The sequence below is a fragment of the Aquimarina sp. AU58 genome, from assembly GCF_900312745.1.
Lineage (GTDB): Bacteria > Bacteroidota > Bacteroidia > Flavobacteriales > Flavobacteriaceae > Aquimarina > Aquimarina spinulae.
Map to the genome: position 1 here is coordinate 1,603,155 of NZ_OMPD01000014.1, position 15,966 is coordinate 1,619,120.

The following is a 15,966-nucleotide window of genomic DNA, read 5'->3' on the forward strand; positions in this document are numbered from 1 at the left end:
CCTTCAGAAAGGTATATTTGAAGGTATAGTATATTAGAATAATGTAAATTTTACGCAAAATATTTTGTGGTGTCATCTTTCTATTATAAATTTGCGTAAAAATAACACAATTATGAAATATTTACATTTGGACCCATCGTTTACACCTTTTGAGAAATCTATTGATTTTAAGTCATTTGTTTTTAATGGAGGAGAACCACATATAAATATTTTAGATAAAAATATTGGGAACAGTATCACGATTACGCAACGAATCAATTCGTTTAATGACCTAGGGTTATTATTGATCGCTACCGATGCGTTACGTAGAATGAATGTAAAGCAGATTGATGTATTTATTCCATATTTCCCTGCTGCTAGGCAAGATAGGGTGATGGTTGCAGGAGAATCACTTAGTGTTAAAGTATATGCAGATAGTATTAACGGGCAACACTATAATAAGGTAACAATCTTTGATCCACATTCTGAGGTAACTCCTGCGTTATTAGATCGTGTAAAAGTGATTCAGAATTATGAATTTGTCAAGCAATGTTTAGATTTTATCAAAGAAGAAGTAGTGTTGATTTCTCCTGATGGGGGAGCATTAAAAAAAATCTATAAAGTATCTGAGTTTCTAGGTGGAGTAGAAGTAGTAGAATGTTCTAAAAAACGAGATGTAAAAACAGGAGCTTTATCAGGTTTTAGGGTATATGAAGATGATTTAAAAGGAAAACATTGTGTGATTGTCGATGATATTTGTGATGGAGGAGGAACTTTTCTAGGGCTGGCAAAAGCTTTAAAAGATAAAAACGCTGGAAAATTGAGTTTGGTGATTAGTCATGGTATTTTTAGTAAAGGGTATGAAGAATTAACAAAATCGTTTGATACTATTTTTACAACAAATTCATTTAGAGATGTAGATGAAGAAAAAGTAGTGCAAATTCCTGTTATTTAAGAATAGACCAGAATCTATTTTGTAGGTAATGAATACGATCCAAAAATAATAGAATATGAATCTAATAGTACCACCAATTATTCCGAAATTGAATAAAGACCTAAGTGTTTTTCTGGCAGGAAGCATTGAATCAGGTGTTGCCCAAAAATGGCAGGATAAGGTGGTAGAAGAGCTATTAGAAGAAAATGTTACAATTTTAAATCCCAGAAGAGAAAGTTGGGATCATACATGGGAGCAGAAAATAACTGATCCGACATTTAAGGAACAGGTACTTTGGGAGTTAGAAGCTTTAGAAAAAGCAGATATGATCATTATGAATTTTGATACGCATACAAAATCACCTATAACACTATTAGAATTAGGATTATATGCACGAAGTAATAAATTGGTAGTATGCTGCCCAGAAGGATTTTGGAGAAAAGGAAATGTAGATATTGTTTGTAAACAGTACGGAGTACAAAAAGTGAACAGCTTAGAAGAATTGATTAATGAAGTAAAGAAGAAATTAAAATGAAATTACAACTTAAAAAATATAAAGAACAAGAGAAAGAATGGCCCCAAAGCGGGTATCATATCATGGCACAATATGATGACGAGAAAATAATAGTATACCAATCTTATAGACCCGAAATAGGGAATTTTGCAGTAAAAAATCAATTTTTCGGAGGAGCTTTTAGCTTAGATCGAATGACATGGATCAAACCTAATTTTTTATGGATGATGTATAGAAATGGTTGGGGAACAAAAGAAGGACAAGAAGTAGTATTAGCGATACACCTCAAAAAAGAAGCTTTTGAGCACTATGTTAAAAATGCTGTGTATTCTTCATTTAAACCAGAATTATATGTGTCGTATGAAGCCTGGCAGGAGGATGTTGAAAACTCAAACGTGAGATTACAATGGGATCCCGATCATGATCCATATGGAGTAAAATTAGAAAAACGAGCCATTCAGATTGGATTAAGAAAGGAGTATATAAAAAGCTATGCAAAAGATGATATTTTGGAGATTGAAGATGTTTCTGATTTTGTTAGTGAGCAATATAAATTCGTAAAAAATAAAGATTTGGAAAATCTGGTTACTCCAGCAGAAAAACCGTTGATATTTAAGGATGAAAAACTGAATGTATTTTTAAAGCTGAAATGAAAACAATAACATATTTACAAGGAGATGCGACTGTTCCTCAAGCAAAAGGAATTAAAATTATAGTACATATATGTAATGATTTAGGAGGTTGGGGAAAAGGTTTTGTGTTGGCGATTTCTAAAAAATGGAAAGAACCGGAGAAAGCGTACAGAAAGTGGTATCGTGATCGAGTAAATAATGATTTTGAACTAGGTGCAATTCAACTAATTCAGGTATCAGAAGAAACATATGTTGGCAATATGATTGGGCAACAAGGAATAAAAATAAAGAAAAACGAAGTTCCGATTCGTTATGAAGCAGTTAAACAATGTTTAGAACAAATTGCAATTAAAGCAAAACAACTTAATGCAAGTATACACATGCCTAGAATTGGTTGCGGATTAGCAGGAGGAAAGTGGGAGATGATAGAACCCATTATTACAAATACACTATTAAAAAAACAATTAGACGTTTATGTCTATGATTTTGAATGAAAAATGAAAACAAACAATAAACATATAAGTAAATTTTTAAGCCTTATTCTAAGGCATAACCCTGGTAAAGTAGGGATACAACTCGATGAAAATGGTTGGGCAGATGTACAGGGATTACTGCAAAAAGTAAAAAGATATCGACCAGAATTAAATATGGATGTATTAGAAGAAGTTGTAGCATCCTGTGATAAACAGCGCTTTGCTTTTAATGAAGACCATACCAGGATTAGAGCCAATCAAGGTCACTCGATCAAGGTAGATTTAGAGTATCAACCCAAGCAACCGCCAGAATTCTTGTATCACGGTACTGTAGCCAAATTTATGGATGCCATTAGAGAAAAAGGATTGCTAAAAATGAGCAGACATCATGTACATCTTAGTGAAGAAAGAGAAACAGCTATAAAAGTAGGATCCAGAAGAGGAAAACCTATTATTCTAACGATAAGATCAGGTGAAATGTATGCCAAGGGCATTGAGTTCTATCAATCGGATAATGAAGTATGGCTAACCGATATAGTGGCTTCAGAATATATTGAGTTTAAATCATAATATCCAGACCTCACAGGTTTTTAAAACCTGTGAGGTCTTATAGAATTTAAGTATTTTAAGAATAGAATTATGCGAACCCTGGTAATCGGTGATATACATGGTGGACACAGAGCTTTACTTCAGGTTTTAAAGCGAGCAAATGTAACTTCAGAAGATACACTCATTTTTTTAGGAGATTATGTAGATGGATGGAGCGAATCGGCTATAGTAATACAAGAACTTATAAACCTCTCTACATCCAATAGATGTGTTTTTATACGAGGAAATCATGACCTGTGGTGCGGGTTATGGCTAGAAAAAGGAGCAACCAACCCCGTATGGTTGGCACATGGAGGAAAAGAGACGATCAATAGTTATATTCAATCCGGATTCCTTACCAAAGAAACGCATAAGGAGTTTTTTAATGCACTGAAGGATTATTACCTCGACGAAAAACATAAACTTTTTGTACATGCAGGATTCACATCTATGCATGGAGTTGGGAGAGAGGAGTACAACTCTAATTATTATTGGGACCGAACGTTATGGGAATCAGCATTACTAGCTGATAAAGTTGGGGAAATGGTTTTAAAAGATGATCCGCCAAAACGATTTAGTCATTATTCTGAGATCTATATCGGGCATACTCCTACTATTGAATACGGCAAGGACACACCTATAAAAGCTTATAACCTTTGGAATATGGATACAGGAGCAGGTTTCAAAGGAAAGCTAACTATTATGGATATCGATACCAAAGAATATTGGCAGAGCGATCCGCTTCCGTCCTTATATTCTAATGAACAAGGAAGAAACTGATACCATTATTGTTATTATATTTCACTGTAAACAGGGTAATACATTGGCCTGATATTCTTGATCTTTGCTTATAATATATGCTAAATGATTTTACGATTTACTTTCCAAATACTAGGGTATTTTCTTTTAATACTCAGCACTAGTATGCTTAAAGCTCAAGAAATGAATAAATCTACAGTAGAAGGTAAATCTTTTACGATCACAGAGACGAATAATTTTAATGATGAATATTACGTATGTAAAGTATATTCAGACGAACAGCAAATTGCACTGATGCCAACTGATGGAACAGCGCAGAGAAATTATTCATACAACAAGCTTGTTTTGGGGCAAAAACCACTGTTCTTTACAAATGCTTTTAGGGAGGAAGACAAAAATAGTAGGGTTTTAATACCTTTGACCGATGTTATGTTTGATAGTTCTTCTTTTATAATAACAACAAAGTTAAAGGACGAACTTTCCGAATTTGATACTTTAAACTTACAATATTACCCCGCTGTATACATAGGAGATGATGGTAAATGGCATGAAAATTATTGGTATCTTAATTTCTATGGGATGATAGATTGTCTGGATAAAGAACTATCTGTTCTGGATGAAATAGAAGGGATGGACGAGTTAGATGAGGAAGATCGTTATTTAGAAGTTTTAAAATACTCATTAGATATTCAAGTATTAGAAAAAATTGAAGAGGATAATAGATTGATTTTTCAAATTGCTGGGACGTCTATAAGACAGGTTTTTATGCATAAAAAGATTGTCGATATTTTCAAAAATATAAACGCTTCTGGGATTAAGTTTACTAAAGTTTCTGAATACGAAGATTAATATATCAATATAATCAATACTACATGATTTTACGATCTACTTTTCAAATATTTGGGTATTTGCTTTTAATGCTCAGTACTAATATACTTAAAGCTCAAGAAATGAATGAATCTGTAGTAGAAGACGCATCTTTTGTAATTATAGATAACCCACAACAACTATATAAAGGAATATTGAAGAACGGTAAACCTTATGATGGGTACTTTGAGAAGGGGGGATGTAGACTTTTTTACGGTAGATTACTATGAGAAAGGGAATCAAATGTATCAATATTCTAAAGATATTTTGGATCAGATAAAAGAAATGGAAGGATTGGAAACAGCGATCACTCTAGATATCAAATCTGTTTATGAGAATGGAAAAATAATTGAAGGAGTAGAATATCAAAACATAGAAAATGGTTTTTTAACAAAAAGAATTAAAGATCAAAAATTACATAGTTTTAGTGTAGATATATTTGCGGGACATAGTTACAATAGGATTTCATTTGATATAGAAAAAGATATCATAAAGATTAATGAACTACAACACAAAAACTATAAAGATTATCTGTTTTTTGAAAAAATCTTTATGGGTTGGAGAACTTTGGGATCAGGACAATGTATTGATGAGAATTGTAACAGTTAATCCTGACTCAGAAAGCTTCCCGCCAGAAAGTAAAGTCACTTTTGTCTTTAAAGATAGGGCAAAAACAGGATCGGCTGTATATTCAAAGTTAACTCACGAAGATTTAGATAAGTTAAGTATAGAAGGTAATATAGAGATATATACAGGGCCGATGAATAGAATTTTTATCAATTGAATATACATACAATTAAAGGCTTTCCTATTTTTTTAGAAAAATTATTAGAATCGTTTGAAAAAAATAAAAATACAAACGAAATATACCAGCAAATAGAAATCCCTTTGTTTTTTGGCCAATTTGATACTAATATAAAAGGAGACATAAATAATGGGATACGATTCTTTGATAAAGAAAAATCACCCTATTATAGCCTCTATGAAAATGGAGAGGTTGTTAAGAATGGAGAAGTTACTTTAAAGGAGTTTCAGAAGATATTTATGTCTTATTTAGAAGAGCAATATTCGAAACAATAAACCTTTTAAGAAATGTCTTTAGAATTGCAATTATGATCTAATACAAGTGTAATTGTAGCCATAAAAGAAGCGCTTTTTAAGTATAAGTACTACTACATATGTTTTCGGTTTGTGCAGTAAATATATACCAGTTAAATTTTGGACGTACTGGAAATAAAAATTTAGGAATAAAAGCAACGTATTTGGGTAAATTTAAAGTTTAAAAGATAAAATGAGCTCAAAAGTATTTTGTTATTCAAGTAAAGTAATGTATATTTGCGTATAAATAACGCAAAATAAAATAAAATAAAATAAAATAAAAATGAATCCATTACTATTAACAGACGGTTATAAATTAGGGCATAAAGAGCAATATCCAAACGGAACTACTTTTGTGTATTCTAACTGGACACCTAGAAAAAGTAGAATTGCAGGAATTGATAATGTGGTATTTTTTGGATTGCAGTATTTTATTAAAGAATATTTAATCAAACAATTTAATGAACACTTTTTTAATCTTCCCAAAGAAGAAGTGGTTGCAGAATATAAAAAATATGTAGATCATTATCTAGGTACAGATTATGATATTACACACATCGAAGAGTTACACGATTTGGGATATCTTCCCATTGAAATCAAAGCTTTACCAGAAGGGACAGAAGTTCCTATTCGAGTACCAATGTTTACAGTAATGAATACCAAACCAGAATTTTTCTGGCTTACCAATTATCTAGAAACCTTATTGTCTAATATTATCTGGCAACCTTGTACTTCTGCAACTATTGCAAAACAATATCAAAGCATTTTATCCTCTTTTGCATTAGAAACAGATCGTGATAATATAGCGTTTATTACCTGGCAAGGTCATGATTTCTCGATGCGAGGAATGTCGGGTACAGAATCTTCAATTCTTAGCGGTATGGGACATGCATTATCATTTTCTGGAAGTGATACATTACCTGTGGCAAAAGCTTTTGAAACATATTATAACGCAGATGTTACCAAAGAATTAGTTATCGGTAGCGTAAATGCTACAGAACATAGTGTGATGTGTGCAGGAAGTAAAGATGATGAAATAGGAACTTTTAGAAGGTTACTAGAAACATATCCTACAGGAATATTATCTGTAGTATCTGATACCTGGGATCTTTGGAAAGTGTTAACAGAATATTTACCTAAGCTAAAAAATGAAATTCTCGAAAGAGAAGGCAAACTTGTTATCCGACCAGATTCTGGCGATCCTGTAAATATTATCTGTGGTTGTGATCATAAGGATCCAATAGTTGCTAAAGGTGTTATAGAACTGCTTTGGGATGAATTTGGAGGAACCATAAATGATCAGGGATATAAAGTGTTGAGTCCAAAGATTGGAGCTATCTATGGAGATAGTATCACCATCGAAAGAGCAACCCAGATTTGTGAAAAATTAAAAACTAAAGGTTTTGCTTCTACCAATGTAGTTCTGGGAATAGGAAGTTTTACATATCAATATAATACCCGAGACACTTTTGGATTTGCAATGAAAGCTACTTATGTAGAAGTGCAGGGTGAGGGAAGAGAAATATTTAAAGACCCAATAACAGATGATGGTACTAAAAAATCTGCAAAAGGACGTATTCAACTATATGAGGAACAAGGAAAAATAGTGTATAAAGATCAGGTTTCTGAACACGAAGAAAGCCAAGGATTGTTAAAAACTGTTTTTAAAGATGGAGAGTTACTGATAGAAGATAATTTGTCTACGATTCGTAAAAGAATTACTCAATAAATCAAGTTTATTATCATAAAATTCGCAAAACTCCTTAAAATTAAGCTTTTAAGGGGTTTCTAATACAATAATGTAAGGGATTTGAGTGTTTTACGACATAAGTAGATAAACTAACATCATAAAACATAATCATCATGAGTGCAATCTGGTTTTTTGAGGATTCAGATCTCTTTAAGGTATTATGCCCTCATAAGTTCAAAAGGTATAAAAAAGATCACGACTTTGATGCTTACCGAAAGAACGACTATATTTATTTTGAAGAAGATTCTGCAAACAAAGTATATCTTATAGAAAAAGGGAAGGTAAAAATTGGATACTACGCAGAAGATGGATACGAAGTAATAAAAGCTATTCTTACCCGGGGAGAGATTTTTGGTGAAAAAGCAATTCTTGGAGAAAATAAAAGAACAGAGTTTGCGCAATCTGTCGACAATACAACTTCTATTTGTCCTATTGGTGTAGAAACCATGCACGGACTCATGCGCGAGAATCAATCTTTTAGTCTTAGAATCTATAAATTTATAGGTATGCGTTTTAAACGCTTAGAAAGAAGACTACAGTTACTGCTTTTTAAAGATACCAAAACAAGATTATTAGAGTTCTTAAATGAGCTTAAAGAAGACTACGGACACTGTTGCCCATATACAGGCGATATGGTAATAGAACACCCTTATACCCAAAAAGACATAGCTCATCTTATCGGTACATCCAGACCAACCCTAAATATTATTCTAAACGAATTAAAGGAATCTAACGTCATAGATTTTAATAGAAAAGAGATTCGTTTAAAAAATGTTGCTTAATGTTAGGTGGCTAACATTTTAAAAACTTCAATGTCGCTAATTTTATGATCTAATAATCATAAAAAAAAAGCGATGTTTAAAAAAGTAATTATAGGTACTCTGGTTATCGGATGTATTTTTTCTTCCTGTAACAATGATGATGATTCTGGTAATGTACCTACAGAATCGAATATAACCCTTAATCTTAGTGGATTAGAAGACTTAGGAAACGATTACCTTTATGAAGGATGGATTATCGTTAATGAAGCTCCGGTTTCTACAGGAACATTTTCTGTAAATAGTGCAGGAGAATTATCTAGTACTTCTTTCATGGTAAATACAGAATCACTTAAGGCAGCGGCAGCTTTTGTATTAACAATAGAGCCTAACCCCGATCCAAACCCAGCGCCAGCAGATACAAAACTATTAAAAGGCGATTTTGGAACCGGTAATACAGCAACAGTAGGGTTAGGACCTGTAGGAGAAGGAGATTTTTCAGCTTCGGCAGGAGGATTTTTCTTAAGAACCCCAACAGATGAGGCTTCGGGAACTGCTAATAACGGTAATGATCAATTTGGAGTATGGTTTGGTACCCCAGGGATGCCACCAGCAGCGAATTTAACTTTACCAGTTCTCGATGCAGGATGGAAATATGAAGGATGGGTAGTAGCAGATGGAGTACCACTTTCTACCGGAACATTCACGATGAATAATACTGCAGATGATAATGCAGGAGATCTTACCGGATTTAGTGAGACTGCTTCTAATGGACCACAATTACCAGGAGAAGACTTTTTTAGAAATGCTCCAGACGGAGTAACATTTCCATTAGATGTTAGAGGAAAAACAGTTGTGATTTCTGTAGAGCCATTTCCAGACAATGCCGCAGCACCATTTTTATTGAAACCTTTGGTGGGTACAGCTGGTACAGATACCGCACCTACTAGTTATACCTTTGAGCTTAATAGTGCTTCATTTCCTTCGGGAAGTGTAACAAGATAATAGTTCATTGTTATTTTTTGTTAGTTTTAAAGCGCAATCTTTGATTGCGCTTTATTAATTTTAAGATAAGCCTGTATTTTTAAAAAATAAAGTCTGTATCATAGCTTAGATGTAGTGCCATTAATTTATATAACTTTGTAAGGTGACTCAAGAATTTGTTACTAATCAAAATATTGGTGACAATAGAGGAAAAAATCAAACGAGTTCATGATATGAATTCTGATAAACAAAAGATTTAGATAGATGAAGTTTAATAAAAAGAACATTTCAAATGTGATTTTTGCAATCATATTGATATTATTTTTTATTCCTAATACCAGAGGAATGATGCAGATATTTTTAACCAGAATTTTCTCTTTTAGCCCTGGAATAGTAAAAGTAGAAGAAAGAGCACAGGTAGCATCATATGATTGGAAATTACATGGAGTAAATACTGAATCTACTAATTTTAATACAGCAAAAGATAAAGTTGTTTTAATCAATTACTGGGCTACATGGTGTCCTCCCTGTATCGCAGAAATGCCTTCTTTGCAAAAATTATATAATGATTATAAAGATGAAGTGGTATTTCTCTTTGTAACTACAGATGATGATCCAGAATTAAATAAGTTTATGAAAAATAAAAACTATAGTTATCCTATCTATAGATCGTTATCAGAACACCCAAAACCTTTTGTGAGTAAAACGATACCTGCAACATATTTGTTAGATAAAAAAGGAAACATCATTATTGATAAAGTTGGTGCAGCAGACTGGAACAGTACCAAAGTAAGAGAAACTATCGATAATCTATTAGCCGAATAGAATCTAATTTTTAAAATATTTAAAAGGAACCACTAACATACCAAAACATTCTCCTTTTTCTTTTTTTATATTTTTATGATGCATTTTATGAGCTCTTCTTACTCCTTTGGCGTACCAATTCTTCGTATTTCTGAATAGTTTGAAACGTTGATGTATAAAAATATCATGTACTACAAAATAAGCAATACCATAGGCTAAAATACCCAAGCCTATTGCTCTGCCTACCCAAAATGTTTGCGCATCATGAAATAAAATACAAGACATACTAACAATAGCATAGAATACAAAGAATAAATCATTGCGTTCCCACCAACTGTCATGATCTTTATGATGATGATCTCTGTGTAATGACCACAAAAAACCATGCATTACATATTTGTGAGTAAACCAGGCCATAAACTCCATAATAGAGAAGGCAGCAAAAAAAACTAATATTTGGACAAACATTTTCACAACATAGGTTTTATACAAAAATACGGCTAAATTAAGTTTAATCTATAGTCGAAATAGGATTTTGCTAATAATCCAAATTTTTGATAATTCGACACTCGTATACGTGTGCTTTTTATTTCTAAAGAAGGAGTTTTTTTAAGCTTATTTAATAATTTTTTATAATAAACAAATGCAGTATATACCCCAAATTTTGCTTCAACAGGAAGCTTTAGGATACCTTGTAATGCTTTATTAAAATCTTCTTCTATTTCTTTAATAATTTTAAGTTTAGATTCTTCATCAAGTTCATTTAAATTTAGATTCGGAAAATAGGTTCTATTAAGATCTCCAAAATCTGTTTTTAGATCCCGTAAGAAATTAACCTTCTGAAAAGCAGAACCCAAATGCATCGCACTTTCTTTTAGAGTAGCATATTTTTCGGGATTTCCATTCACAAAAACCTTCAAACACATTAATCCAACTACATCTGCCGATCCATAAATATAATCTTTGTATTCCTGATCTGTTAAATATTTGGTTTTATGTAAATCTAGTCGCATACTTTTCATGAATGCTTCATATAGCTCTGGATTAATGTTATATTGATGAACCGTCTTTTGAAAAGAATTAAGAATAGGATTTAGACTAATCTTATTTTTAATTGCTTTGTACATTTCCTCTTCAAAATCATTAAATAATTTTTCTTTATCATACTCATGAAATGTATCTACAATTTCATCTGCAAATCTCACAAAACCATAAATATTATATATATCCTGCCGTATAGAGCCTGATAACATTTTTGAAGCAAGCGAAAAAGATGTACTATACGAATTCGTAACAATTTTGCTACAACTTTGCGATACAGTATCAAAAATAGACTTCATAGAATAGAGTTTAAGGTTTAATTGAGTTTGTTATGTTGGTATACTGTGTTTTAACTTTTTATCATACTGGTAATGATTCTGGATTAATCCTGCAACCAGTTTTCCAGAAATCAAAGATGGGGGTACACCTGGACCAGGAACAGTAAGTTGCCCGGTAAAAAATAGATTCTGTACTTTTTTACTTTTTAATTTAGGTCTAAGGAAAGCAGTTTGTAAAAGTGTATTGGCCATCCCGTATGCATTTCCTTTGTAGGAATTATACTTCTTTATAAAATCTTTAATACAAAAGGACTCTTTAAAGATAATGTTATTCCTAACATTTTGATTTGTAAGTGCTTCAAAACGAGTTATAATTTTATCAAAATAACGTTCTCTTAATTCATTGGTATCTTCTATTCCTGGAGCCAATGGGATAAGGAAAAATCCATTCTCTTTACCTTCAGGAGCAGATTTTGGATCTGTTAAAGAAGTAAAATTGGCATAAAACAAAGGGTCTTCAGTCCATTTGGGAGTGTCATAAATATCTTTGGTATGTTGCTCAAAATCGGTATCAAAAAATAAATTATGATGGTTAATATTTTGTAGTTTTTTATCAAACCCTACATAAAAGAGTAGAGAAGAAGGAGCAAAAGTTTTACGCTCCCAATATTTTTCAGAATATTGTCGATATTTTGGTGCTAATAATGTTTCTCCGTGATGATAATCTGCTCCGCATAATACAATATCAGCACCTATTTTTTCGGCATTTACAATAATACCTTTAGCACAATTGTTTTCGGTTACTATTTTTTCGACAGATGCATTGGTCCGAATGGTCACACCGAGCGATCTGGCTAATTCTTCCATCCCTGCTATTACACTATACATTCCTCCTCTGGGATGCCAGGTTCCCAATCCAAAATCAGCATAGTTCATAAAACTATAAAAAGCTGGAGTATCACTGGGTTTGGCACCTAAGAACAATACAGGGAACTCAAGAATTTGGATTAACTTTTTACTCTTAAAATCTTTACGAATCTCTTTAGAAATAGTACTAAAAAATTGACCTACCTTTAAAAGTGTTTCTTTTGTAACAAGTTCTAATAAAGAGACTCCTGGCCGATACACCAAATCTTTAATTGCAATCTCATAATTATTCTGTGCAGTTTTTATGAATTTTTGTAGTTTAACCGAACTTCCTTTTTCTTCAGTTTCAAAGGTTTCGTATATTTTTTCTAAAGAATCACCAATCGCAATGCTTTCATTATTCTCAAAAAAAACTTTGTAGGCAGGATGTAATTTATCCAACGTATAATAATCAGATGCAGATTTATCAAAATCCCTAAAAAAACGTTCAAATACATCAGGCATCCAATACCAGGAGGGGCCAGTATCGAATGTAAACCCTTCTTTTTTTAATTGCCCGGCTCTACCACCGATCGTTGCATTTTTTTCAAAAACAGTAACATCATATCCTGATTTAGCTAGATAGCACGATGCAGAAAGCGATGAAAACCCAGAACCGATGATTACTATCTTTTTAGACATAACTGAAATAATTATAAAATTAAAGCTCAGAAATTAATGAGCTAATCGATTCAAAATAGCGATGGTTGTGCCCCGTATGGTTAGAAATATGCATGATTTGTTTGCCTAACATCCATAGCTCATTGACTCTATTGGCGCATACAATTGTATTAAAATCTTCAAGGTATTTTTTGATATTGTCTTTTTCTGGTCTAATAGTAAAATAGGATATAAATACAACATCAGCATGAAGAGAAAGCATATTTGGTAAACTATCTAAAGGAATGCTCGGACCCAGGTAGATAGCCTTATACCCATGTAACAGTATTTCGTAATTAATATATAATAAGCCTAATTCATGTATTTCATTTTCTGGAAGAAACAAAATAAAAGCCCTATCGGTTCTGGTAGGTTTAGAATATTGAAGCTTTTCAATGTTTAGTAATAGTTTTTGTTTTATTAAATTAGAAACAAAATGCTCATGTGCAGGACTAATGGTATTTGTCTGCCATAATAATCCTATTTCTTTTAATAAAGGAATAAAAATATCAACAAAAATTTCTTTAAAATTTCTTTTGCTTTCTAGTTGAGAATATGTCTCTAAAAATAACCCGAGATCATAATTCAACATTGCAATTTTAAAGGAGTTTATAGCTTGATTTTTAATGCTATTGTCAGATACAATACTTCTTACATATTCATTAATTTCTTCTGTATCTAATTTAGAAATTCTGGATATTTTGTACCCACTGTTTACCAAATAAGTAACATTAAGTAATTTTTGTAGGTTTTTTAAATTGTATGTCCTTATGTTGGTATCAGTACGATCAGGAGAAAGTAGATTATACCTTTTTTCCCATATTCTTATAGTGTGTGCTTTTACACCACATAGATTTTCTAAATCTTTAATACTGAATGTTTGTTTAATATTGTTCACTTTTTTATTAAAATTGTTAAACAAAACTAAGCAAAAGAAAATACTTTTTTTTTCAAAATTTGTTAAAATAGTATCTTTAATTGTTAAAAAACTAACGATTTTTAGTAATGTGTTAATAATAACTAAGAACTAATAGTATAGTATTACCATAGTTTTGTGGTATTTAATTCATTGTAAATCTTACATATACTACTTCTATTCTACGATAAGAAGGTTTAAAAGAAAAAAATAGAAACATTAGTTTTTAAGAAACGTAAAGCCTTGCTAATATGAATTTCGACAGTTTTAGTAGAGATACCTAGAATATCAGCTATTTCCTTGTGTTTTTTTTGCTCTAAACGGCTGAGTTTAAATACTTCTCTACATTTTTTAGGAAGTTGTTCGATAGCTTTTTCGAGTTTTAACCAATCAGAATCTAATTGATTTTCTTCTTCACTGTTATACATCTCAAATATAGCTTCCCATCTTAGAGAATCTAAAGCATCGTATTCTTTTTTTTGTTGCCGTAAATGCATTAGAAATTCATTATGACAAGCTCTGAAAAGATAATTCTTTAAGGATGAAGTAATTCGTAAAGTTGATTTTTTTTCCCAAAGTCTAAGTAAAACATTTTGTACCAGATCCTCGGATAACGACGAATTATTAGAAAGTTTATAAACGTAATTATACAACCAGGAATAATATTGATCAAATATTATTTTGTAGCTGTCTTGATTTCCGTCTGTAAGCCCCTGAATCAGTAATTTTTCTATGTTTTGACTATCTTTTTTCATTATAAAAATCACGGACTAAATTAAAAAAAATAAAATAAAGTAGGGGATTTATAGTTTTTCTGCATCTTTTAAATAGAAAAAATGAAGAATGGATAATTATTTAACAGTAATTAAGAAATACCTGGAAGGAGATATTTCGTCATCAGATAGACAGGCATTACAACAATGGTTGGCCGAAGATCCTGATCATGAAATCCTTTTTAAGCAAGAAATAAAGAATTGGTATGCGACAAACGAAGAGCTGCCGGCAGATCCAAGTTTTGCATATAATCGTTTCTTACATGCTATTGATAAAAAAGAAGCTAAAGTAATTAAACCAAAATCATGGTTTAGGATAGTAAAATATGCAGCAGTTTTAGGAGGAGTACTTCTTGGAGGGTATTATTATACTACACAGAATGTTTCTACCGTTACAACAAGCCTCGATGTTGTCGAAGCTAATTCTTTACCTGTAGATAAAATTAAAATTGTTCAGGCAGATGGTACAGTCACGTATACTGATTTTGATGATAAAGCAGATATTATAAATGCAAATGGTAATTTGATTGGTAAAAAAGATCAGGATCAATTTATTGTCCAGCCAGAGAGCGAGATAACCGAAACCAGATATATAGAAATCTCTATCCCCAAAGGAAAATTGTTTCAACTCACATTATCCGACGGAACCAAAGTATGGTTAAATGCGGCTAGTAGTCTAAAATTTCCACAACATTTTACATCTACAAAAGAAAACAGAATGGTATATCTAAAAGGAGAAGCTTTTTTTGATGTTACCAAAAATAAAGCACAACCGTTTATCGTAAAAACAGAAACTATAGATGTAGAAGTTTTAGGAACCCAGTTTAATGTATCGTCTTATGCCGAAGATACCACCGTAAAAACAACTTTGGTAGAAGGTGCTGTAGTTGTTAATGATCAAAATGAGAATACAAACTCATTACAGCTAGTACCTAAAGATCAGGCAATTTTTAGCAAGGATAAAATGGTTATGCATAAACAAAAGGTAAATACATCATTATATACTTCCTGGATGGATAAAAAGATTATACTGCAAAACGAACCTTTTATAGATGCATTTAAAAGGATAGAACGCAGCTATGATGTTTCGATAACAAGCCATAACAACAAATTAAACAATACACGTTTTACAGGAGAATTTGATGTAGAGAATATCGAAGAAATCCTGAAAACATTTTCAGAAACTTTAAAATTTACATATGAAATAAAAGGTAAGGACATTATAATCAATCCGTAAAAAAAAGGAAGTGCT

General features: G+C 31.9%; 19 protein-coding genes. 14 read left to right on the forward strand and 5 right to left on the reverse strand.

Going from position 1 to position 15,966, the window contains the following annotated elements; translation table 11 throughout:
* Positions 1-112: 112 nt before the first annotated feature.
* The 13 genes from prs to DK441_RS18365 all read left to right on the forward strand — a co-directional run bounded on the left by prs (position 113) and on the right by DK441_RS18365 (position 10,161).
* Positions 113-934, forward strand: coding sequence for a ribose-phosphate diphosphokinase (gene prs, locus DK441_RS18295; protein WP_109851963.1), 822 nt, complete (start codon positions 113-115; stop codon positions 932-934).
* Between the two features lie 55 nt (positions 935-989).
* Entirely contained in the window at positions 990-1,448 is a 459-nt protein-coding gene (locus DK441_RS18300) for a nucleoside 2-deoxyribosyltransferase domain-containing protein (RefSeq protein ID WP_109851964.1), read from the forward strand.
* Positions 1,445-2,080, forward strand: a complete 636-nt coding sequence (locus DK441_RS18305) for a DUF4291 domain-containing protein (protein ID WP_109851965.1) — start codon at positions 1,445-1,447, stop codon at positions 2,078-2,080. Before DK441_RS18300 ends, DK441_RS18305 begins: the two co-directional genes overlap by 4 nt.
* On the forward strand, positions 2,077-2,553 hold the full coding sequence (locus tag DK441_RS18310; RefSeq protein WP_109851966.1) for a macro domain-containing protein: 477 nt from the start codon (positions 2,077-2,079) through the stop codon (positions 2,551-2,553). The genes DK441_RS18305 and DK441_RS18310 overlap by 4 nt, the downstream gene beginning before the upstream one ends.
* A 3-nt stretch (positions 2,554-2,556) precedes the next feature.
* Positions 2,557-3,102 (forward strand): RNA 2'-phosphotransferase, encoded by a 546-nt coding sequence (locus DK441_RS18315; protein ID WP_109851967.1) that lies wholly within the window; start codon positions 2,557-2,559, stop codon positions 3,100-3,102.
* A 69-nt stretch (positions 3,103-3,171) separates the two neighbouring features.
* Positions 3,172-3,900 carry a metallophosphoesterase gene (locus DK441_RS18320; protein ID WP_109851968.1) on the forward strand — a complete coding sequence of 243 codons (729 nt, stop codon included), beginning with the start codon at positions 3,172-3,174 and terminating at the stop codon, positions 3,898-3,900.
* Between the two features lie 162 nt (positions 3,901-4,062).
* A complete protein-coding gene (locus DK441_RS18325; RefSeq protein WP_160112167.1) occupies positions 4,063-4,728 on the forward strand; it encodes an imm11 family protein in 666 nt (221 codons plus the stop codon).
* 192 nt (positions 4,729-4,920) lie between these two features.
* The gene (locus DK441_RS18335) at positions 4,921-5,355 is read left to right on the forward strand and encodes a hypothetical protein (protein WP_160112168.1); all 435 of its coding nucleotides are present in this window, start codon (positions 4,921-4,923) and stop codon (positions 5,353-5,355) included.
* A gap of 171 nt (positions 5,356-5,526) precedes the next feature.
* Complete coding sequence (locus DK441_RS18345) at positions 5,527-5,826, forward strand: hypothetical protein (RefSeq protein ID WP_109851973.1); 300 nt, start codon at positions 5,527-5,529, stop codon at positions 5,824-5,826.
* Between the two features lie 301 nt (positions 5,827-6,127).
* Entirely contained in the window at positions 6,128-7,573 is a 1,446-nt protein-coding gene (locus DK441_RS18350) for a nicotinate phosphoribosyltransferase (protein WP_109851974.1), read from the forward strand.
* 134 nt (positions 7,574-7,707) lie between these two features.
* Positions 7,708-8,376, forward strand: a complete 669-nt coding sequence (locus DK441_RS18355) for a Crp/Fnr family transcriptional regulator (protein ID WP_024768743.1) — start codon at positions 7,708-7,710, stop codon at positions 8,374-8,376.
* A 72-nt stretch (positions 8,377-8,448) separates the two neighbouring features.
* Positions 8,449-9,357 (forward strand): hypothetical protein, encoded by a 909-nt coding sequence (locus tag DK441_RS18360; RefSeq protein ID WP_109851975.1) that lies wholly within the window; start codon positions 8,449-8,451, stop codon positions 9,355-9,357.
* 243 nt (positions 9,358-9,600) lie between these two features.
* Positions 9,601-10,161, forward strand: coding sequence for a TlpA disulfide reductase family protein (locus DK441_RS18365; protein WP_109851976.1), 561 nt, complete (start codon positions 9,601-9,603; stop codon positions 10,159-10,161).
* A gap of 3 nt (positions 10,162-10,164) precedes the next feature.
* Here DK441_RS18365 and DK441_RS18370 read toward each other — a convergent pair whose 3' ends face one another.
* The 5 genes from DK441_RS18370 to DK441_RS18390 all read right to left on the reverse strand — a co-directional run bounded on the left by DK441_RS18370 (position 10,165) and on the right by DK441_RS18390 (position 14,696).
* Positions 10,165-10,614 carry a beta-carotene hydroxylase gene (locus DK441_RS18370; RefSeq protein ID WP_370444328.1) on the reverse strand — a complete coding sequence of 150 codons (450 nt, stop codon included), beginning with the start codon at positions 10,612-10,614 and terminating at the stop codon, positions 10,165-10,167.
* 26 nt (positions 10,615-10,640) lie between these two features.
* Positions 10,641-11,480, reverse strand: a complete 840-nt coding sequence (locus DK441_RS18375; protein ID WP_109851978.1) for a phytoene/squalene synthase family protein — start codon at positions 11,478-11,480, stop codon at positions 10,641-10,643.
* A gap of 30 nt (positions 11,481-11,510) precedes the next feature.
* Positions 11,511-13,007: an NAD(P)/FAD-dependent oxidoreductase gene (locus tag DK441_RS18380; protein WP_109851979.1), complete on the reverse strand. Its 1,497-nt coding sequence runs from the start codon at positions 13,005-13,007 to the stop codon at positions 11,511-11,513.
* A 19-nt stretch (positions 13,008-13,026) separates the two neighbouring features.
* Positions 13,027-13,923: a MerR family transcriptional regulator gene (locus DK441_RS18385; RefSeq protein WP_109851980.1), complete on the reverse strand. Its 897-nt coding sequence runs from the start codon at positions 13,921-13,923 to the stop codon at positions 13,027-13,029.
* Between the two features lie 215 nt (positions 13,924-14,138).
* Positions 14,139-14,696, reverse strand: coding sequence for an RNA polymerase sigma factor (locus tag DK441_RS18390; protein WP_109851981.1), 558 nt, complete (start codon positions 14,694-14,696; stop codon positions 14,139-14,141).
* A gap of 88 nt (positions 14,697-14,784) precedes the next feature.
* Here DK441_RS18390 and DK441_RS18395 point away from each other — a divergent pair, with 88 nt between their 5' ends.
* Positions 14,785-15,951 (forward strand): FecR domain-containing protein, encoded by a 1,167-nt coding sequence (locus DK441_RS18395; protein ID WP_109851982.1) that lies wholly within the window; start codon positions 14,785-14,787, stop codon positions 15,949-15,951.
* Positions 15,952-15,966: the final 15 nt, after the last annotated feature.